The organism is Pseudomonadota bacterium, from assembly GCA_039024915.1.
Taxonomy (GTDB): domain Bacteria; phylum Pseudomonadota; class Alphaproteobacteria; order Rhizobiales; family MH13; genus MH13.
This window is the reverse complement of sequence record JBCCPK010000003.1, coordinates 272,859-293,101: the sequence shown is the minus strand read 5'-3', so window position 1 is coordinate 293,101 and position 20,243 is coordinate 272,859. Positions and strand designations below refer to the sequence as shown.

Annotated in this window: 23 protein-coding genes; 20 read left to right on the top strand and 3 right to left on the bottom strand. The window is 62.3% G+C overall.

The genetic code is table 11. The features are described 5' to 3' along the window. Positions 1–63 precede the first annotated feature (63 nt). Positions 64–303, top strand: a complete 240-nt coding sequence (locus AAF739_07595) for a hypothetical protein (protein ID MEM6382519.1) — start codon at positions 64–66, stop codon at positions 301–303. Continuing rightward, positions 290–1,147, top strand: coding sequence for a hypothetical protein (locus AAF739_07590; GenBank protein MEM6382518.1), 858 nt, complete (start codon positions 290–292; stop codon positions 1,145–1,147). The genes AAF739_07595 and AAF739_07590 overlap by 14 nt, the downstream gene beginning before the upstream one ends. A 24-nt stretch (positions 1,148–1,171) precedes the next feature. Here AAF739_07590 and AAF739_07585 read toward each other — a convergent pair whose 3' ends face one another. Genes AAF739_07585 through AAF739_07575 form a run of 3 tightly spaced genes read right to left on the bottom strand, consistent with a single transcriptional unit; the run spans position 1,172 to position 4,778 of the window. Continuing rightward, positions 1,172–1,903 carry a hypothetical protein gene (locus AAF739_07585; protein ID MEM6382517.1) on the bottom strand — a complete coding sequence of 244 codons (732 nt, stop codon included), beginning with the start codon at positions 1,901–1,903 and terminating at the stop codon, positions 1,172–1,174. A gap of 9 nt (positions 1,904–1,912) precedes the next feature. Next, positions 1,913–2,518 carry a hypothetical protein gene (locus AAF739_07580; GenBank protein ID MEM6382516.1) on the bottom strand — a complete coding sequence of 202 codons (606 nt, stop codon included), beginning with the start codon at positions 2,516–2,518 and terminating at the stop codon, positions 1,913–1,915. A gap of 4 nt (positions 2,519–2,522) precedes the next feature. Beyond that, positions 2,523–4,778 carry a PBP1A family penicillin-binding protein gene (locus AAF739_07575; GenBank protein ID MEM6382515.1) on the bottom strand — a complete coding sequence of 752 codons (2,256 nt, stop codon included), beginning with the start codon at positions 4,776–4,778 and terminating at the stop codon, positions 2,523–2,525. Between the two features lie 143 nt (positions 4,779–4,921). Between AAF739_07575 and AAF739_07570 the strand changes: the two genes are divergently transcribed. The 18 genes from AAF739_07570 (at position 4,922) to AAF739_07485 (ending at position 20,166) form a co-directional block, all read left to right on the top strand. Further along, on the top strand, positions 4,922–5,617 hold the full coding sequence (locus AAF739_07570) for a YcgN family cysteine cluster protein (GenBank protein MEM6382514.1): 696 nt from the start codon (positions 4,922–4,924) through the stop codon (positions 5,615–5,617). Between the two features lie 264 nt (positions 5,618–5,881). Next, positions 5,882–6,550: a hypothetical protein gene (locus tag AAF739_07565; protein ID MEM6382513.1), complete on the top strand. Its 669-nt coding sequence runs from the start codon at positions 5,882–5,884 to the stop codon at positions 6,548–6,550. Further along, positions 6,516–7,793, top strand: a complete 1,278-nt coding sequence (locus AAF739_07560; protein MEM6382512.1) for a terminase family protein — start codon at positions 6,516–6,518, stop codon at positions 7,791–7,793. Before AAF739_07565 ends, AAF739_07560 begins: the two co-directional genes overlap by 35 nt. A gap of 33 nt (positions 7,794–7,826) precedes the next feature. Then, complete coding sequence (locus tag AAF739_07555; protein ID MEM6382511.1) at positions 7,827–9,062, top strand: phage portal protein; 1,236 nt, start codon at positions 7,827–7,829, stop codon at positions 9,060–9,062. Continuing rightward, positions 9,037–9,324: a hypothetical protein gene (locus AAF739_07550; GenBank protein ID MEM6382510.1), complete on the top strand. Its 288-nt coding sequence runs from the start codon at positions 9,037–9,039 to the stop codon at positions 9,322–9,324. Before AAF739_07555 ends, AAF739_07550 begins: the two co-directional genes overlap by 26 nt. A 199-nt stretch (positions 9,325–9,523) precedes the next feature. Further along, entirely contained in the window at positions 9,524–10,024 is a 501-nt protein-coding gene (locus tag AAF739_07545; GenBank protein ID MEM6382509.1) for an HK97 family phage prohead protease, read from the top strand. A 74-nt stretch (positions 10,025–10,098) separates the two neighbouring features. Next, positions 10,099–11,364 carry a phage major capsid protein gene (locus AAF739_07540; protein MEM6382508.1) on the top strand — a complete coding sequence of 422 codons (1,266 nt, stop codon included), beginning with the start codon at positions 10,099–10,101 and terminating at the stop codon, positions 11,362–11,364. 133 nt (positions 11,365–11,497) lie between these two features. After that, positions 11,498–12,067 (top strand): head-tail connector protein, encoded by a 570-nt coding sequence (locus AAF739_07535; GenBank protein MEM6382507.1) that lies wholly within the window; start codon positions 11,498–11,500, stop codon positions 12,065–12,067. After that, the gene (locus tag AAF739_07530) at positions 12,064–12,429 is read left to right on the top strand and encodes a hypothetical protein (protein ID MEM6382506.1); all 366 of its coding nucleotides are present in this window, start codon (positions 12,064–12,066) and stop codon (positions 12,427–12,429) included. The genes AAF739_07535 and AAF739_07530 overlap by 4 nt, the downstream gene beginning before the upstream one ends. Then, complete coding sequence (locus tag AAF739_07525) at positions 12,426–12,830, top strand: DUF3168 domain-containing protein (GenBank protein MEM6382505.1); 405 nt, start codon at positions 12,426–12,428, stop codon at positions 12,828–12,830. The genes AAF739_07530 and AAF739_07525 overlap by 4 nt, the downstream gene beginning before the upstream one ends. Next, positions 12,827–13,243 carry a phage major tail protein, TP901-1 family gene (locus AAF739_07520; GenBank protein ID MEM6382504.1) on the top strand — a complete coding sequence of 139 codons (417 nt, stop codon included), beginning with the start codon at positions 12,827–12,829 and terminating at the stop codon, positions 13,241–13,243. The genes AAF739_07525 and AAF739_07520 overlap by 4 nt, the downstream gene beginning before the upstream one ends. Continuing rightward, positions 13,240–13,548, top strand: coding sequence for a GTA-gp10 family protein (locus AAF739_07515; protein ID MEM6382503.1), 309 nt, complete (start codon positions 13,240–13,242; stop codon positions 13,546–13,548). Before AAF739_07520 ends, AAF739_07515 begins: the two co-directional genes overlap by 4 nt. After that, positions 13,545–13,793 (top strand): hypothetical protein, encoded by a 249-nt coding sequence (locus AAF739_07510; protein MEM6382502.1) that lies wholly within the window; start codon positions 13,545–13,547, stop codon positions 13,791–13,793. The genes AAF739_07515 and AAF739_07510 overlap by 4 nt, the downstream gene beginning before the upstream one ends. Beyond that, positions 13,777–14,211: a hypothetical protein gene (locus tag AAF739_07505; GenBank protein ID MEM6382501.1), complete on the top strand. Its 435-nt coding sequence runs from the start codon at positions 13,777–13,779 to the stop codon at positions 14,209–14,211. Before AAF739_07510 ends, AAF739_07505 begins: the two co-directional genes overlap by 17 nt. Positions 14,212–14,220: 9 nt before the next feature. Further along, the gene (locus tag AAF739_07500) at positions 14,221–14,862 is read left to right on the top strand and encodes a DUF2460 domain-containing protein (protein ID MEM6382500.1); all 642 of its coding nucleotides are present in this window, start codon (positions 14,221–14,223) and stop codon (positions 14,860–14,862) included. Beyond that, the gene (locus tag AAF739_07495; GenBank protein ID MEM6382499.1) at positions 14,855–15,745 is read left to right on the top strand and encodes a DUF2163 domain-containing protein; all 891 of its coding nucleotides are present in this window, start codon (positions 14,855–14,857) and stop codon (positions 15,743–15,745) included. Before AAF739_07500 ends, AAF739_07495 begins: the two co-directional genes overlap by 8 nt. Beyond that, positions 15,742–16,239 carry an NlpC/P60 family protein gene (locus AAF739_07490; GenBank protein ID MEM6382498.1) on the top strand — a complete coding sequence of 166 codons (498 nt, stop codon included), beginning with the start codon at positions 15,742–15,744 and terminating at the stop codon, positions 16,237–16,239. Before AAF739_07495 ends, AAF739_07490 begins: the two co-directional genes overlap by 4 nt. Positions 16,240–16,242: 3 nt before the next feature. Then, positions 16,243–20,166, top strand: a complete 3,924-nt coding sequence (locus AAF739_07485) for a glycoside hydrolase/phage tail family protein (GenBank protein MEM6382497.1) — start codon at positions 16,243–16,245, stop codon at positions 20,164–20,166. The last annotated feature ends 77 nt before the right edge of the window (positions 20,167–20,243 follow it).

Genomic DNA, 20,243 nt, shown 5'->3' with positions numbered 1-20,243 from the left:
CGCTGATTTCACCCCAGATGAAGCTGTGGGCCGCGGGCGTTTTGCGATTGGTGAGTGAAGCACGTGTCTACAGGTTCCGCGCGATCAAACTCGGGTATCCCGGTTTCAGGTGATGGCCACGCTATGGCTCGTGCTGCCCAAATCGTGAGCCTTGACGGTGAGCGCGCCATACGCGGCGCGCGCAGTGACAGGCGCGAGGTTTTTCCCAGTGGGCACAGTGCGTCGATCCACTTGTTCACCGGCGTCCAGATCGTCCGAGAAGCCGGGGCTGATACCGGCCTGGTCGGCCATGAGGACGGATAGCGCCGGTCCGGCGCATCATCGGCTAACACTGTTAGAAATGCTGGGCGGCAAGAGCCATTTTAGGGGCCTTGGCGTCGTGATCGCAATGGCCGCAGCCCTGTCTGCGGCCGCGTGCTCACGCCCGGGAGATCTGGGTCGCGAACGCCCCAGCGTGATCAACGATCAGGTCCTCCCGGTTGCTGGCTACTGGAGCACACGGTTTGCGCGAGAGCCGGTCTCCCACTTCAATTACACAGATGACGAACGCTTGCTGCGCAATCTGGGCTGGACGCTCGTCGCCCCCGCCCATGCCGAGGACTGGTTGGGTCGAACAGCCGCTCAGCTGCAACGTGCGGAGATCGTGCGGCGGCTTGACCTGATCCTGCCGCCCGAACGCTACGCTCATTTGCTGTCCGGCGCGCACTACCGGTCAAGCGATGTACGCTATGCGCGCCTCGCCGATGATGCCGCCAAGGATATGGCGGCCATTGCCCCTTATTTTGCGGTTGTTCAGCGCGTACGGGACGCCGATCGCCGCCGGTTAGCCGCGGTAATGGCTCTGGGCGACATAGAACCGGGCGAACTGACCGCGGCGTATGGGCGGATCTCTGAAAATCAGCGACAGTTCGCTTGGGTTAAGCGCGCCCTCCTGTTCCGCCTGTACGCGTATCGCTATGCCCTCGACCGGCTGATGATCGAAACACCATCAAGCCAAGCTGACCTGGTCATCGAGCGCCTTCATGCCTTTGAGGTGATGATCCTGGAGGCGCTGGAGCTTGATCAGCGGTTTGCCGCCGGCCTCGATGCGCCAATCGCGTCGCCATCTCAGCCTGTCGATCTGATGGCGCTCGTCACCAAGGCCTGATCGCGGGCGGCGGTTCGCCGGGCGTCACTCGCTAGGCGGGGTCGCGGCCGGTGTATCATTCTGCTGGATTGGCCGCGGCACCGGCGAGGGAACGCCTTCACGGCGCCTTTGCGGTTGTTGCGACTGCGGCGCGTCCGGCTCTGTCTCAACCGGCGGAACAAACGAAAACGTTGCGAGTTCGCATACCGTTTGCTCCAGATCGTTGCGCAGCGCCGGGCGAAGGGCTTCGAACGTTGCCAAGCCCGATATACGCGCAAGGCCGCGCGGTTGGTCCATCTCCACGATCAGCGCGTCCGGTGAGATCACGGCGCCCCGGGCGTTCAGATCAGTCGCAGCTTCAGGCGTCATGACGATCAACTCCAATCGTCCACCACTCGCCGCACGATGGTTGACTGATCCGACCACCAGGCCGCTGGGCGTATGCACCGAAATCGACCAGAAAGGCGCATCCAGCTCGCCTGCGACCCTGACGGCTCCGTCTTCAAGGTCGAAAGCGCAGTAGGCTGTGTCCTGCCTTGCGTCACCAAAGCGAAAGCGGCTTGCGATCGCCCCGTCGGAATCGCTGAAAAAGGCCGGTCCATCCTCCCCGGCTGGGAGGATCGTCTCGATCTGAATGGCCCGGCCGATGGTTGGTAGCGCAAAGACCACCAGAAGGTGTACCAACGCGGCCACCGCAAGCGTGGTCCCCGCCCATATGCTGAACACAGAGAGCGATGTCTTTGTATCATCAGTGTTTTTCGGGTTGCCGCGCGCCATCGTGAACCCTTAGCAGTCCGGGTTGTCCGTGCCGACCGATATGGTCGGCAGAGCGGCCGCGCCACTGTCCGGTGCTGTGCTTATCGCGCCATCGTAGACGTGCAGGACAAGGCTGACCGGCTCCTGCGTGCGCAACAGGAGCGTGTTCGGCGTGCGCGGGCTGGGTCCGATCGTCAGGTCGAACCCGCCGTCACTGCGGTAGACGATATCCCGGCTATGCACTGTCGGTGCGGTGTTGCGACGGACCGCCAATGGGCTGCCGTCGCTTGTCGGCAGGCCATCCGGCGCAAGGATCGACAAGGTCCATAATCGGGCGATTTCCACCTCACCGGACAAGAGGACGGAACAGTCCGGCCTTATGGCTCGGCCATCTGACGATGTTGTCGCGACAAACCGCAAACCTTCCGCTGTCCCCGGCGGCAACTGACCGGAACTGGCGATATAGGCATGAGCGTACGGGTCGGCGGCTGAGTCGCCAACCGCCCGCACAGCCTCCCACGGACCGATGCGGATCATGCCGGTTGGTTTGATGGTTTGGCTTGCGTAGATCGCCGAGGCGGTTCCCAAAATCGCCGCCGTCAGCGCGACCGACAGGAGCCACAGCAGCCGCGACATGGCCTCAGTTGGCTTGCTCTGCTTGAGGCGTAGCCGATCCGAAGGTGCCGATTGCCTCTTCGGTTGCGCCGTCATCGGTTGGTGCGGCGGCGCGCCCCGGCTCCATCGGACCAAACCGTTGAGCAACGCCTTCAAGCACCAGCGTCAGCCCACTGGACAAATCACGGTCGGCATTTTCATCGATCTGCGTTGCTGCGTCCGCGACCTGCAGCTCAACCCGGTTTTCGATCGCGACATCTATTCCGGGCATAGGCGGTGGGGCAATTCCTCGGTGCGCTGCCTGCATGATCGTTTGCCACGTCATGGCCGGCAGCCGCCCGCCGGTCAGGTTCCGGGTGGTACTGAAATCATCATTGCCGTACCAGACGCTTGCCGTATACCGGCCGGTGTAACCGATGAACCAGGCATCGCGGTAGGCCTGGGTGGTCCCTGTCTTGCCTGAGGCGGTGATACCGGGGAGCTGAGCGCGCCGCGCCGTACCGGCGTTGATCACCTGATTGAGCATCTGGTTCATACCGCGAGCGGTCTGCGCAGCGATGACACGCGGCTGGCGCGGACCGTCTTCAGCACGCGACCAGACAACCTCGCCATCAAGGGTGCGCATCTCTCGCACCCCGTAACCTGTCGCGCGGTAGCCGCCATTGGCGAGCGACGCATAAGCGCTGGCCATGTCGAGAACCGTCACTTCCGCAACGCCGAGCGGCAAGGGCCGGCTGATGGGAAGCTCCGAACGAATGCCCATCTCATGGGCTGTATCGACGATCCGGTCGCGACCGATTGCTTCGGCGATACGCACCGGGATGGTGTTGATCGAGCGGGCAAGCGCCCGTTGAAAGGTCACCCGACCGGAAAAACTGCGGCCGTAGTTGCGCGGGCTCCAGCCTCCGATGTTGATCGGGCCGTCTACCATGACCGATTGCGGCGAATAACCGTTCTCAAGCGCGGCGGCGTAGACAAACGCCTTGAACGCCGATCCGGGCTGGCGCAGGGCATGGACGGCACGATTAAACTGACTGCGGCCATAATCGCGACCACCGACCATGGCGCGCACCGCGCCATCATTTTCCATCAGGACGGCCGCCGCCTCGCTGACCCGGTAAGCTGAGCCTTGCGAATTCAGATTGGTCAGAACGGCCCGCTCGCTCGCCGCTTGCAGCGCTGGGTCGAGCGTTGTTGTGACCTCCAAAATGCGCGCGCCTGGCGGTGCTATGGCGACGACTTCCTCGTAGATCCAATCAAGGAAGTGGTTCGGTGCATCTTCGGTTTCGCGCAAAACCGCGCTCGCCGGATTGAGTTTTGAGAACAGAATTTGGCCGTCTGTCAGGAAGCCCGCTTCGACCATATTGTCGAGCACTTCGGAGGCACGCAGCCGTGCGGCGGCGAGGTTACGGTGCGGCGCGAAACCTGCCGGGGCTTTGTACAGTCCCGCCAGCATCGCGGATTCGGCGAGGGTGAGGTCGCGCACATCCTTATCGAAATAAAAATCGGCGGCCGCCACGACGCCAAACGCACCCCCACCCATATAGGCGCGATCAAGGTAAAGCTTCAGAATCTCATCCTTGGTGAGGTTGGCTTCGAGCCAAAGCGACAGAAACGCCTCCGTGATCTTGCGCATCAAAGTGCGCTCGTTCGACAGGAAAAGGTTTTTCGCCAGCTGTTGGGTGATCGATGAACCACCCTGAACAACGCCGCCTTCGCGAACGTTGGCGATCAGCGCGCGAAACGTGCCAACAAAATCGATGCCAAAATGCAGGTAGAAGCGACGATCCTCGGTGGCAAGCGTCGCCTGGATCAAATGATCGGGAAGCTCTTCCAGCGGCACCGTATCGTTCAACAGGACGCCGCGACGCCCCAACTCATTGCCGTTGCGGTCGAAAATCGTGATCGCAAAATTGTTCTGCGTCCGCCAATCTGTGTCGAGTTTTTCGAACGCTGGAATGGCCAGAACAAGCGCGAAAACCGCTCCGATAACCCCGAAAGTGGCCACTTCGTCGAGCACTTCGACGGCAAAGCGGCGCGTCCCACGCACCTTGAAGAGGTCAAAAAACGACCGTACCGCCATCAATCCAGTCGCCAGGAACCGGCGCAACTTGAATAGGCCGGTATCGAGCGCTGCATCGATTTCAATGGGCGACACCACCCCGGTCTTCGGCTCATATTTCACCGGATCGGGGACACGATAAGCCGGATCATCGTAATCGATGCCACTGGGCTCGATCGGATCTCGCTCATATCGGTTCTGGTCGTCTGATTGGCTCATTATCGGCTGGGCACGATTATGTTGAAGACGTCAGCATGGCAAAAGCGTTGAATTTCGCTTCTCAGGGTCTACAGAAGAGCAAACAAGGTTCCAAGGCTCCAACGGTCGCACCACGCGACTTTTCTGCGCCATGGTGAAGTGCTGTGACGGATATCACGCAAAACAGGGCAATTCGCACCGTGAGAGCGACCGCAAAACAACAGGCAAGCCCGTTTGAACCCGGCGGTGGGCCCGAAAAGAGCGGCGCAGCCCCGCGCGATGACTGCACCCAAAGCGCCGACCCTTCATCGCAGCCGCAAGGCTCGGACAGCTTCGGTCATGCAGATGAACAGGAAAATCGGCAAGCAAAGCACCGCCAAGCAGCCCCGCGACCGAGGCATGATGCGCCGTTCTGGGAGCGTTTGTCGCTTGAAGAGATGAGCACCAAGCAGTGGGAAAGCCTATGTGACGGTTGCGGGCGATGCTGCCTGTCGAAACTCGAGGATATCGACACAGGTGCCATCGCGTTTACGTGCGTCAGCTGCACATTGCTCGACACGAGGACTGGAAAGTGCAGCGATTATGCCAATCGATTCCAGCGTGTGCCCGACTGTCTGGCGATCACGCCGGAAATGGCGCGCACCTCGCCCTGGCTGCCCCCAACCTGCGCTTATCGGCGGCTGGCAGAAGGGCGCGGGCTCGCCTGGTGGCACCCGCTGATCTCGGGCGACCCCGAGACGGTCAAGCTCGCCGGGGTCTCAGCGGCTGGACGCGTGTTCAGCGAAGACGATATCGACGAAGACGACCTTGAAGGCTTCATCGTCAACTGGCCCGACGATGATGTTCCGGATCAGCCGTGAACACCCGTGATCTGGTGCTGCGGGGGCCGTTGCTTACGGTTGTGAGCAGAAAATAGGAAAATAATCCTTGACCACCGCGCGGTGATCGGTTATACATCTGACATCATCGCAGAAGTGGGCTAGCCGACCGACGGAGGGCGCCAGAGAACGCGATAATCTCAAAATTATGAAGATTGCCAAAGCGACCACGCCAGACGTCGGTCGCTTTTTTTGTGCCTGCTGCAGGGCCGTTTGCGCTGCGCTGCGCGGGGCCGAGGAGACTGTTTGATCGACATGGAACCCGAGCAGCCACGGCCGGAACCTCTCAGTGGCAAAGACAAACTGTCGAGCGCGGGAACACGTCCCGTGGAGTCGGAAGCGGCTGAGGCGGATGATGATGTGCAAGACTGCGCCGACGATCGGCTCGCCGAAGACGATGAGGATGGCTGGCGGCGGCTGCGCTATGAGTACGAGCACGGTACTGAAGCCGTCATCAAGCTGCAAGAACTCTACAAGGTCAGTAAGGACCGCCTGTATCGCCGCATGGCGCATGAGGGCTGGGCCCAGCGGCGTAGCGCGGCGGACCCGCGTTCACGGCAGCCGGTGAGCGCTCAACCATTTGCAGCGCTCGAAAAGCGAGCGGAATTGGCCGCGCGGCTGTTCCACACGCTGGAAGAGCACATCATTGCGATCGAAGCTGAAAGCCTCGCCCACGATGCAAGCCACGTGGAGCGTGATGCCAAGGCCCTGACTGCGATGGCGCGCGCCCTCGATCAGCTCAGCGACATGTTGGAGCAAGCCGACCGCTTGGCTGACGAAAAGCGCACGACTACGGCCAAAACCGAGGATAAGGAGATCGATAACGATGCCTTCCGCCACCTTCTTGCGGAACGCCTTGATCGCCTCAGCGAAGCGGAAGATGAGCCCGCAGATTCTGGGCAAGCTGAACAATGAGGAAGTGCTGCGGCTCTACTTCGATTGGGACGCTTGGGCGCGGCCCGATCAGCGACCGCCGCCGAAATCCTGGCGTACCTGGATGCTCATGGGGGGCAGGGGAGCGGGCAAGACGCGTGCGGGCGCCGAATGGGTGCGCGGCGCGGTCGAAGGCCGGGATGGCTACGCCAGCTCCGCCTGCGGGACCATCGCTTTGGTCGGCGAGACGTTCGCTGATGCTCGAGAAGTCATGGTTTCGGGGGTGTCGGGGCTGCTGTCGATCGCACCGCCTTGGAGCCGCCCGCGTTATGAGGCAAGCCGCAAGCGGCTTGTCTGGGACAATGGCGCGGTGGCGCGGCTGTATTCCGCCGAAGATCCGGAGGCACTGCGCGGCTCGCAATTCGACGCGGCATGGTGCGATGAAATTGGAAAGTGGAGGCTGGACGAGGCCACTTTCGATCAGCTCGCTTTGGGGCTTCGGCTTGGCAGCAATCCGCGCTGCGTGGTGACCACAACTCCGCGACCGACGCCGCTGGTGAAACGGCTGATGGCCGATCCGTCCTGCGTTGTCAGCCGGGCGCGCACCGCAAGCAACGCGGCCTTTTTGGCTGACGGTTTCATGAAGGCGCTGGACGAAGCCTATGCGGGCTCGCGGCTTTACCGCCAGGAGGTCGATGGTGAGTTGATCGAGGATCGCGCCGATAGCCTGTGGTCGCGTGAACAGATCGATGCGGCACGGCTCCATGAGCCACCGGCGGTCGGCAGGATCATCGTTGCGGTCGACCCGCCGGCTTCGTCGCACAGCCGCTCCAACGCGTGCGGGATTGTTGCCTGCGGCCGCATGGAGGATGGCGGCTTCGCTGTCTTGGCCGACGCGACACAGGAGGCGGCGCGGCCAGAGGTCTGGGCGAGGGCGGCGGTTGCGCTGTTTCGTTCGCTGGAGGCCGATCTGGTCGTCGCGGAGGCCAATCAGGGAGGCGACATGGTCCGTGCGGTCCTCGCAGAAGCGGGCGTCGACATTCCCGTCAAATTGGTACGCGCCAGCAAAGGCAAGTGGCTGCGCGCCGAACCGATTGCATACCTGTATGCCCAGGGCCGTGTGCATCATGTCGGGGCCATGGCGGCTTTGGAGGATGAGATGCTCGACTTCGGGCCAGATGGTCTGTCGGTGCCCGGCCGCTCACCAGACCGGCTCGATGCGCTGGTCTGGGCGCTGACCGAACTCGGCGGGGCGCGGCAGCCGCCGCGCCTACGAACAGTCTAGGCCAACCGCCGCTTTTTGAGAGAAGGAAACCCAATGCTGTTCAACCGTGCGCAAAAGGCGCAGCGGGATCGATCTCCCGCGCCCGATGAGACGCGCAGCGCCCCGCCACTGTCCCGGCCCAGCCTGCCGAGTTTCGGCTTCCTGTCGCCAGGCACGCCGATCTGGACCGATACGGGTTACGCCTCGCTCGCCCGGCAGGCCTATTGCCGCAACCCGGTTGCCTACCGGTCTGTGCGGCTGGTGGCAGACGCTGCGGCAAGCGTGCCTCTGGTCCTGCGCGGCCGCGAGCATGAATACACCGACCATTGGCTGCTCGATCTTATCAGCCAGCCCGGTTCGCACCTGTCTCGAACCGCCCTTATCGAGACGATCGTGGCGCACCTGATGCTTGAAGGAAATGCCTACCTGCTGGGCGCGTTCCACGAGGAAAAGCCCTGCGAATTGTATCCGCTACGGCCGGATCGGGTTCGGGTCGTGGCTGGCAAAGACGGATGGCCGGCCGGCTATCGTTACAGCGCAGGCGAGACGTCAGTCGAGTTCAAACCTGACCCGCGGACCGGAATGATGCCTGTGGCGCATATTCGGCTGTTCCACCCGCTTGACGACCATTACGGCCTTGGCTGCCTCGAGCCGGCGCGGGCGGCAATAGACCTTCACCAGGGTGCGAACAGCTGGAACAAGGCGTTGCTCGACAACGCCGCCCGGCCATCCGGCGCGCTGGTCTACACCGGCGGAACGGGGCATCTGGACGCGGAAATGTTCGAGCGTCTGAAGAGCGAATTGCAGTCCACCTATCAGGGTGGCGAGAACGCCGGAAGGCCGCTGCTGCTCGAAGGCGGGCTCGAATGGAAGCCCATGTCGCTATCGCCCAAGGAAATGGACTTCTTCGAAGCGCGCCATGGCGCGATGCGCGAGATCGCGCTCGCTTTCGGGGTGCCGCCGCTGCTGTTGGGCCTGCCTGGCGACAACACCTACGCCAACTTCGCCGAAGCGCAGCGTGCATTGTGGCGACAGACGGTTCTTCCGCTCCTGGGGCGGGTGCTCGATGGCCTTACTCACTGGCTCGCACCATTGTCGCCCTCAGAGCGGCTGGAGTTGCGCCCCGACCTCGATGCCATCGAAGCGCTGTCGGTCGAACGCGAAGCGCTTTGGAGGCGCGTCGCGGCGGCGGATTTCCTGACTGATGCCGAGAAGCGCCAGGCGGTCGGCTACGGCGCTGTGCCGGCATCTGCGGAAGCCGACCGTGAACACGAGCAAACCCTTGATTGAGCGGCTCGCAGCGCTGCTGGGCTCGGAGGGCGATGTGGGACACATCGCCCTTTTTTTATGGGCGGCTAGCGCATCGGCGCTCAGCGCACTTCTGGTCCGCGATCTGGCGCAAACCACTGCACGCTACGAAGCGTTCGTGATGGCGATCGCGCGGCTCAACGCGCTTCTCGCTTCGCAGCCGCGCACCCGTGGCGACGATATTTCGGCGGCGCAAGCAGATGCGGCCAACACCTTTTTCTTCGGCGACAAAGGAGACGACTGATGCGCTCTCTCACGAACCGCAGGCGATCTGCTCGCGGCAAACCCCTTCCCAAGCCCGGCCGCCGTGCCACCGCAGCCAGGCGGTCCGCCTCGCCGGAGGCCGCGAGTGTCAACGCCCTGTTCGAGGACTTCGCACGCAATCTCGCCCGCCGACTGGTGCTCGAAAACGCAACTCGGGGCAACGCAAAGGGGGGTGTTCGATGAGCCTGACCATAGATGGCGTGGACAGCCAAAGCCTCGCCGTTGCCGCCCCGGTGACAGCGCTTCCAATCAGCGGCTATGCCAGCCTGTTCAGCGTTCCTGATCTGTCCGGCGACCGTGTCATGCTTGGAGCCTTCACCCGCTCTTTGCAGGCGCGAGGCCCTTCGGGCATTCGCATGCTGTGGAACCACGACCCCGCCGAGCCAATTGGCGTGTGGACCGCCATCTACGAAGACGCGCACGGGCTTCGTGTCGAAGGCCGCCTGACTGCAAACGTGGAGCGCGCCGCGTCGCTGAGCGCGCTGATTGCCGATGGTGCCGTCGATGGCCTTTCGATTGGTTTCCACACGGTGCGCGCCGACAAGGCAGCCGGTCGCGCTGGCCGGCGCCTGATTGAAGTCGACCTGTGGGAAGTTTCCCTCGTTGCGTTTCCCATGCAGCCCGGCGCCAGGCTCGACCCGCTACGCCTAGGAGCCGGAGGATATGCCGTGCCCAGCTGACATTCGACCCCGCCAACCTCCCCAGTCCGAGGCAATGCGCGTCGGACATCGATCCATCCCAAAGAGGATTCCTAATGACCAACTCCCACAAACCCCAGGAAACCAAAGCCCTGTCCAGCAGCACGACAAGCGAGACCGGCCTCGTCTCATCAATGATGGAGGCGCTGGCCGCTTACCGCGACACCAATGATGCGCGTCTCGAAGCCCTCGAAAAGCGAGGCGCGTCGGACGTTCTGTTTGATGACAAGTTGGCCCGCATTGATTCCGTTCTGGATGATGCGACCGACCGTCTCAATGCGCTCGCATCCGCAAGCCAGGGCCTTGCTACCAAGGCTCAGCGCCCATCGCTTGAACTTCAAACCAACGGCCAACCGCGGTCCGAGCACACGGCCGCGTTCGAGCGCTACGTCCGTGCGGGCTCAACCGCAGGCTTGCAGCTCAAGGCGATGGAAACCGGCACCGACGCCGATGGCGGCTACCTCGTCCCGCACGAAGCGGAGACAGCAATCGGCGAGAGCATGCGTGTCCTTTCGCCGATGCGCACGATCGCATCGATCCGCCAGGTTTCCTCCTCCGTCTTTCGCAAACCCGTCGCGACCGATGGTTTTGATGCCGGTTGGGCCGCGGAAGACGCAGCCCGCCCAGAGACAGGCTCTGTCACGCTGTCCGAGATCGCCTTTCCGACCATGGAGCTTTACGCCATGCCTGCCGCGACGGCTGCGCTGCTCGAAGACGCCGCGGTCGACATGGATATGTGGATCGCCAGCGAGGTTGACGCCGCCTTCGCTGAACAGGAGTCGGCTGCTTTCGTGACCGGAAATGGCACGACCCAGCCGCTCGGTCTTCTGTCCGTTCCGACCGCCGATGAAGCGAGCTGGACATGGGGCAACATCGGGACGGTCTCGACCGGTGTTGACGGCGATTTTCCCGCCGCCGACCCTTCGGAGGTGCTGATTGATCTGGTGTACGCGCTGAAATCGACCTATCGCCAGAACGGTACGTTCGTCATGAACCGGTCGACCCAGGCAACGTTGCGCAAGATGCGCGACGCAGATGGAAACTACATCTGGACGCCACCGGCATCGGCGGGCGCGCAGGCAGCGCTGCTCGGTTTCCCGGTTGTCGAAATGGAACATATGGCCACCATCGGCTCCAACTCGAAGTCGATTGCGTTCGGCGACTTCCGTCGCGGCTACCTCATCGTCGACCGGATTGGAACGCGGCTGTTGCGCGATCCGTACTCAAGCAAGCCGTACGTCCTGTTCTACGTCACCAAGCGCGTGGGCGGTGGCGTTCAGGACTTCGATGCCATCAAGCTCCTGACCTTCTCGGCCGCATAACCCTCCTCCCGGGGATATGCCCGAGCCTGCGAACGGCCCGCCTTCGATTGTGAAGGTGGGCCGTTTGCGTTGATGCGTCCGCCGCTTCCGGGCGGTCGAACCGATCCTTCACCCTGAATCTTGGAGTGTCTTCATGACGCTTGTGCAGCTGACAAGCCCGTCGGTGGAGCCTGTCGCCCTTTCCGATTTCAAAGCCCATGCGCGCATCGACAACGATGAAGAGGACGCTCTGATCGCTGCTATGCTGCTCGCCGCCCGTGCTCATATCGAGACGCTGTCGGGCAAGGTTTTCGTCACCCAGACCTGGCGCATCATTGCTGACGAGGTGCCGCCCGATGGGCGGATCTCGTTGCTGTTGCGTCCGATCCAGTCGATTGACGCAATTACGGTCTATGACAGTTCCGGATCGCCGACGTCGCTCGAGCCAGAAGATTGGCTTGGCGATCTCGGTGGGCGCTGGCCGAGGCTGATGCTCCGCCGTCCCGCTGCGACGCGTATGCGCGCAATGAACGGCATCGAGATTGATGTCACGGCAGGGTATGGCCCATCGGGCTTCGATGTTCCTGCCGTCCTACGGCACGCCGTTGTGATGCTCGCAAGCCATTGGTACGCGCACCGCGCTACCGGTTTTGACTTTACCGCAGCGGGCGAGCCGGACGGTCTTTTCGATCTTATTGAGCCATACCGGGAGATCAGCCTATGAGCCCGGTTGCATCATCGGTCGACCCCGGCGCGCTTGATGTGCGGATGGAGGTTTTGTCGGCCACCCGAACCGACGATGGTATGGCGGGAGGAACCGTCAGCTACGCGGCTGTCCGCTCCGTCTGGGCGCGTTTTGAGGACGCTGCACCGGCAATCCGGACCCGCGCACCTGTGCATGACGCCGGTGCGCGCGGGCTCGTGACCGTTCGTTTGGGGCTCGCGCCAGCGATCGGGGACCGCTTGCGTTTTGAACTGTCTGGTGTGGAACGCACGCTGGCGGTCGATGCGGTTGAGCCGGGCGGCCGCTCCTATCCTTTCGACCGCATCGATGTTCGCGAGATTGATCGCAAGGCGGCGACATGAGCGCGGTTCTTAACGATCTGAAAACCGCGCTGGTCAGCTGGCTGCAAACGCTGCCAGAGCTTTCGGGCTTCACCTTCGCCGACCGGCCCGGGCCGCCATCGGCAAGGCCAACGGTCATGTTGGGCGCCGCTGCCATGCGCCCATGGTCAACCGACACAATGGTCGGTGCGGACTGCGACTGGACGCTGACTTTGCTGACCGAAACGGGTTCGTTTCAAACCGTCCAGGCTGCCGCATCGGCGATCCAGGCGGGCTTTCGAAGCGCCTCCATCGCACCGGTTGGTGCCGTCACGCTTGCCCACAGGGTTACGTCGGTGACCATCGATCATGACAGCGCGCAGGACACCGAGCGAGCGGTGCTGCGGCTCAGCCTTCTTGCCGATTTTGGAGACGATTTATGAGCGCACATGCAGGGCGTACGCTTCTTTTGAAGGTCGATGCCACGGGTTCGCAAAGCTTCCAGACCATTGGCGGTCTTCGAGCACGGACACTCGATCTATCGCAGGACCTGGTGGATGTGACCCATGGCGACAGCACCGGACGCTGGCGCGAGCTCCTCGGTGACGCGGGCCTAAGGAGGGGTCGTATCAGCGGCCAGGGACTGTTTCGCGATGTCGCATCGGACGAGCTGGTGCGCGGTCTTTTCTTTGATGGTGTGGTCGCCCCCTGGCAGGTTGTTATTCCAGATTTCGGAACAATCGAGGGACCGTTTCTAGTCTCGACGCTGGATTACGAGGGTCGGCATGACGATGCCATTACCTTCTCGATGGTGCTTGAATCGGCTGGCGCCCTGACCTTCACAGCACTGCCATGACGGCGAACGGGTACCGCGGCGAGGTCTTTCTCACCCTCGAGAACAAGCCCTACACGCTGGTTCTGACCCTCGACGCGCTGGCGCGACTGGAAGCGCTCTTTGAAACCAATGATCTGTCAGCCCTCATCGCGCGGCTTTGCACGGTGCGCGCCGAGCAGATCGGACCGGTCCTGATCGAAGCCATGGTCGCGGGCAGTTGCGTGGAGCGCGGACAGGCCGTGAAGCTTTTGGAGTTGGGGGCGTCACCCGCAACCCTCGCACGGGCCTATGCCGATCTCATTCGCGCAACCTTCGGCGCATCGTGAGCGCGCCTGTTGGAGAACCGGGCGCGCGACGGCTTGGAACCTGCGACATCGTGAAAGCACTGATTGCCCACCGCCTAGCCGACATCGGCGTGGTCTGGTCTCTGCCGTTCAGAGACGCCTTGCGGGCCGCTGCTGCGGTTCGGGGCACGGGCCTCCAAAGCCCTTCTGTGAACGATCTCGACGCGCTCATGCGCGCATTCCCCGACACTCAATCCGAGAGGCGGCCTGATGCCCTCACCACCTGATGACAATCCCATCACCTCTAGTTTTGCTGCCTCTCTTGGTGAACTCGAAGATGATCTTCTGAGCTTGAGCGGAGCGCTCACCAAGGATCTTGCCAAGGCCCTGATCCAGGGCAAGGAGCTCGACGGACTGCTGCAGTCTCTGGTGCTCAAGCACGCCGATCGCGCGCTTGATCGCTCTTTAGCGCCGGTCTTCGACCTTGTTGGCTCGCTGGGCGAGAGCCTTGTTGGCGCGGTAACGGGCTCGTTGTTTGGCGGCGGGGTCGGGGGACTAGGGGGCGGCACGACGTCCACCGGTTTGGCGTCGTCCGTCGTCAACGTCTCGGTCAACGCGACCGACGCGGCGAGCTTCCGCTCTTCTGAAACCCAGATTGCGTCTTCCCTCGCGCGCGCCGTCGCGCGCGGGCAGCGCGGAACCTAGGAGCTGGCGATGGCTGCATTTCAAGCGTTTCATGACGTGTCGTTTCCCGTGCCGGTGGCGCGCGGCGCACGGGTCACCGCCAAGCGCCAGACCGAGATTGTCACTTTAGGCTCCGGTCATGAAGAACGATCGACCCGGTGGCGGTACGCCAAGAGAACCTTTGACGCTGGCGGTGGGCTGCGCAGCATCGCCGATTTGCACGCGGTCCAGGCATTCTTTGATGCGCGTATGGGGCAACTCTACTCGTTTCGGTTTCGCGACCCGCTCGACAACCGGTCCTGTGCGGTAGAGGGGACGCCATCGGCCACCGACCAACCGCTGGGCGTTGGCGACGGAACAACGACGATCTTTCCTCTGTCGAAAAGCGTTGGCGCCGCACCTGAGCGGCCCGTCCTGTTACCTGTGCCTGGTTCGGTTTCGGTTGCGGTCGATGGTGTCGCGACAAGTGCGTTTTCCATCGGTGACAATGGCGCTGTTGTCTTCAGTACGCCACCGACAGCAGGCGCTGCGCTGAGCGCGGGGTTCCTCTTCGACGTTCCCACCCGCTTTGACACCGACGCGCTGGACATTGATCTGACAGCGTTCCGCGCCGGGTCGATGCCGACAATCCCCTTAATCGAGGTGTTTTTGCGAGAGGCGGCCGATGCGTGATGTTCCTCAGAGTTTACGGGCCACGTTAGGGTCGGGCGCGGCGACGGTCTGCCGTTGCGTGCGCCTTACCCGGACCGATGGCGTTGTCATCGCGCTGACCGACCATGATGCCCCGCTGGAGGTCGATGGCAGCCTTTTTGAGCCATCTGGCGGCTTCGAAGCGAGCGAAGCGACCAGCGCCGTTGGGCCAGTGGTCGGTGAACTCGATCTGGTTGCCGCGATGAGCGACGATCGCTTGAGCACTGCAGACCTTGCAGCGGGTCGCTTCGATGGAGCCAAGGTCGAGATGTTGCTCGTAAACTGGGCTGATCCGGCCGCTTTCCTTCGGCAGACGGATGCAACACTTGGCGATGTCAGCGCGCGTGATGGGACCTTTCACGCCGAGGTTCGCGGGCCATTTGCGGCTTACGACGCCACACGTGGGCGCATCTTCTCCGCGCGATGCGACGCACAGCTTGGTGACGGGCGCTGCGGTGTCGACCTCAACGACCCAGCGCAAACCGGATCAGGCTCCCTTGTGAGCCGGCCGACGCCCAACGCGCTGCGGCTGTCAGGGCTTAGCGGCTTCGCTGCAGGTGCCTTCAACGGCGGCACGGCTCACTGGTCGGGCCAGCCACCTCTGCGCGTCCGTCGCCACCTGATTGAAGACGATGCCGCCATCATTGAGTTGTGGCATGCGCCCCCAAGCACGCCGCAGACAGGCACCTTGGTGACCGTGACCGCCGGCTGCGACAAGCGCTTTGCAACCTGCAGGGATCGCTTCGAAAACGCCGCAAACTTTCGCGGGTTCCCACACATGCCTGGCGATGATTTCGCGCTGTCCTATCCCGCGTCCGACGACGGAAACCTTGATGGCGGAAGCCGCAATGGGGGCGGCTCATGATCGCCGCAAACGACGGCTCCGTGGTGCCCCCCATTCAGCGCGAAGCCTGCAACCGTCAGCTGCGCCAACGCATCGCAGCCGAGGCTGTCCGATGGATTGGCACACCGTACTGCCATCAGGGATCGACCAGACAGGTCGGTGCTGATTGCCTTGGCCTGCTCGTCGGCGTGTGGTCGCAGGTTACCGCGCAGCATTTCAACTTGATGCGGACTGAACAACGCGACTGGGCAAGCCACGCCAAGGGTGAGCCACTGCTCGATGGCCTCAACGCACATCTTTTGCCCATCAATGCCGACCAGGCGGGGGCGGGGGATGTGATCGCGCTGCGATGGCGTGCGCGTTGGCCCGCGTCACACCTAGCCATCCTCATGGGCGATGGCTCGATCATCCATGCGTACGAGGGCGGACGGGTCGTCCGCTCCAACGTCAGCGCGTGGCGAAGCAACATCGCCGCCATTTTCCGTTTTCCCAACACCACAAACTTGGACCACTAATCCATGGCAACACTTCTGCTCGGATCGCTTGGCGGTGCAATTGGCGGCGTATTCGGTGGCCCGATAGGGGCGGTGCTCGGCAAAGCGATTGGCTCAACGCTCGGCAATGTCGTCGATCACCAGCTATTTGGCGAGGACATCAGACGCGAGGGCCCGCGGCTCAAGAACCTTGATGTGCAGACGTCGACCGAAGGTGCAGGCATTCCAATCGTTTACGGTCGCGCGCGCCTGTCCGGGCAGATGATCTGGGCAACGCGTTACGAGGAAGAAGTCACGACCACCAGCAAGAGCACGGGTGGCAAAGGTGGAGGACCGAAGGTCAAAACGACCACCTACAGCTACTACGCAAATTTCGCGATCGGCCTGTGCGAGGGAACCATTGGGCGGGTTACGCGGGTCTGGGCGGACGGCAAACCCCTCGATCTCGAGAACATCGTCATGCGCGTTCATGACGGTCGCGACGATCAAGCTGCCGACCCGCTCATTGAATCCAAGGAAGGGTCAACTCCTGCTTATCGCGGTCTGGCCTACGCTGTTTTTGAGCGCATGCCGCTCGAAGCTTTCGGCAATCGTATCCCGCAATTGGCATTTGAAGTCGTTCGCCCGATTGGCGCGTTGGAGCCGCTCGTCAAAGCCGTCACGATTATCCCTGGTGCGACTGCATTCGGTTATGATCCCGAACCGGTATCCCAAAAAATAAGCCGCTCAGAAACGGTCGCAGAGAACAATCACAACCCTTACGCACGCAGTGACTGGGAAGCATCGCTCGACGATTTGCAGAGCCTGTGCCCGAACCTCGAACGCGTTGCGCTCATTGTGGCATGGTTCGGCGACTCCCTCGATGCAGCCACCTGCACAGTCACGCCCCGCATAGAAGATCGGACCCGAAAACTCACGAAGAAGTGGTCGGTTGCTGGCGTCAAAGCCACGTCTGCCCTTGAGGTGTCCCGGCACGAAGAGCGCGCCGCGTACGGCTCGACTCCTGATGATGCGTCAGTCCTTGCGGCCATCGCTGATCTTAGGGCTCGGGGGCTAAAGGTCACTCTGATGCCGTTCATCATGATGGATGTGCCGGAGGATAACGTCCTGATCGACCCATACACAGGCTCAGTCGGCCAGAAGGCCTATCCGTGGCGCGGGGAAATCACCGTTTCGCCCGCTCCGGGTCTGGGCGGTACACCGGATGGTACAAGCCTGACCCAGCCGATGATCGATGCCTTTGTCGGAAACGTAACGGCTTCCGATTTCGCTGTTGCGAGCGGAAGCGTTTCCTACAACGGGCCTTCAGAGTGGAGCTTCAGCCGCTTCATTTTGCACATGGCGGCATTGGCAAAGGCAGCTGAGGGCGTCGACGCGTTCGTGATGGGTTCGGAGATGCGCGGGATAACCACCGTACGGGATGCCCCCGGAAGCTACCCGTTCGTTGACAGGCTCGTCGGCCTTGCTGGCGAGGTCCGCCAACTCATTGGCGCGGAAACGGTGCTGACCTATGGAGCAGATTGGTCAGAGTATTCAAACCACCAGCCAAACGATGGTTCGGGCGACCTGCATTTTCATCTTGATCCGCTATGGTCGTCGCCTGAGATCGATGTCATCGGCATCGATCAGTATCAGCCGATAACCGACTGGCGGTATGAGAGCGGTCATCTGGATGCCGGTTTGGGGGCCAGCGCGTCGGATCCAGCCGTTATCAAGGCGGGCCTTTCCGGTGGTGAGAACGCTGACTGGTACTACGCCAGCGATGCCGATCGCGAGGCACAAGTGCGCACGCCGATAACCGACGGAGCCTATGGAGAACCCTGGGTCTACAAGTCCAAGGATCTCGTCAGTTGGTGGAGTAACGCCCACCACAACCGTGTGGCTGGCGTCCGGGAAACGCAGCCCACCGGTTGGGTCCCCATGAGCAAGCCGCTGTGGCTCACCGAGTTTGGTGCGCCGGCCACCGATCTTGCCGGCAATCGGCCCTCGGCCTTCCCCAGTGACAAGCCCAGCGCGGACGCGTTGCCGCCATTTTCCCGCGGCGAGCGAGACGATGATGCTCAGCGCGCGATTCTCACGACGGCACTGTCCGTCTGGAGCCAGCAAGGCGGCGCCGAAAATCCGCTTTCTTCCATCGACGGCCGTGCGATGATCGACCCCTCAGCGATCCATCTGTGGACGTGGGACGCGCGACCTTTTCCAACCTTTCCGCTTGCCAGCGATGTTTGGTCGGACAGCGGAAACTGGTATCGCGGCCATTGGCTCAATGGGCGGCTTGGTGCGTCCGGCCTGGCTGACCTGTTGGCTACAATAAATGCGCGCTTCGATCTGCCCGCGCTGGATGTGTCGGGCGCGCGCGGCGTTGTGGAGGGCTACATCTTGCCTGGACCGGCAAGCGCCCGCGGTATCATCGACGATCTGTCCGGTATTTTCGGCTTTCTCGTCCTTCCAGCGGCAGATGGAGCCCGGGTAGCGATGCGCTCCCTCATCGAGCCGGTTGAGCTGATCGCTGATGACTTGGCGGCGCGGAACGAAACCCCGTTGATCCGATTGGGTCAGACCGACAGTCATGATGCTGTCCGCCAAGTCACACTGGGCTTTCGATCGCCGTTTCACGACCACAGGACTGGCATTGTTCGCTCAGACATCCGGCCAGGTCACACGGTGGAGAACCCGCGTTCAGCTGGCCAGGAGCAGGTTCTGGCCTATCCACTAACCCTCGACCCGGCCGTCGCGCAGCCAATTGCAGAACGGATGCTCCATGAGGCGGTGTTGGCCGGTCAGACGCTTGACCTTTCCTTGCCGCCCAGTTGGGCTCATCTTGAGGCAGGTGATTGCGTAGCGATTGCCTACGGTGACGCTGACGCGCCGCTCGTGATGCGGATCAACCGGCTCACAGACGGACAGGTCAGGCGTCTTGAGGCACATGCCGTCGATCCAGGTATCTACCGCCTGGCGCCAACTACTGCCGATCTGCCAACGATCGAGGCGCGCCCGATTTTCGGACCCGTTGATCTGCTGGTTCTTGACCTTCCACCCGCGTCGGCTGAGCGCGCCAATGAGCATGGTGTGTATCTCGCCGCCTACGCCAAGCCGTGGCCCGGGGCAGTAAATATAAGCTTTGAGCCGACCGATGGCACTGGAGAAACAACCTCTGCAAGCGCCGTTCAGCAGCTTTCTCGCCCCTCCAGCATCGGATCGTTGGTTTCATCGCTCCCGGCCGGGCCTGTCAATGTGCCAGATCGATCCTCGGAGTTGATCGTCGATGTTCCGAGCGGGTCTCTGGAAAGCCTCGATGCAACGCGCTTTCTCGAAGGCGGCAATCGCGCAGCGATTGTCTCCGGGGATGAACTTGAGATCATCGCCTATCAGTCCGCCGAGTTGATCGGCGTCGATCGGTATCGTCTTCGAACCTTCTTGCGCGGTCTTGCAGGGACCGGAAAAGCCGCTGGGTTGGGGGCGCCAGAAGGCTCGCGTTTTGTCGTTCTCGATCAGGCCCTCGAGCGCCTCGATTTGCCGCTTGAACAGGTCATGCGTGGCGGCACCATCACGGCAACGCCAGTTCGCTCCGGCCAGTCTGGAGCTCAGCCGGAGCCGGTCAGTTTTGCAGCGGTACCCCGCAGTCTGGAGCCGCTTGCACCAGCCCATTTGAAGGCCAAGAGCGACGGTGCGGATTGGCTCCTAAGCTGGGTTCGATGCGCGCGCGGCCAGTCGGGTGTGTGGTCGCTAGCTGAAGTGCCCTTGGTTGAGGAAACCGAGCTTTATGAGCTTGTCATCACGGTCTCGGGTACGATTGCCCGTACCGAGCGCGTCACAAGTCCATCTTTCCTCTACACGGCTGCGCAGCAATCTGCAGATGGCGTCACCGCTGGCTTCGGGGCCGAGGTCCGTCAGCTCGGCTTTGGCCAGATGCTTGGGGCATCAGCTACGCTAAACGTGGACTTGTAACGCGCACAGTTCCTCGACCTCCAAAGGGCGATGGCGGGCAATAACATCTGATGGCAAGGCTTGCCGGTTGCTGACAG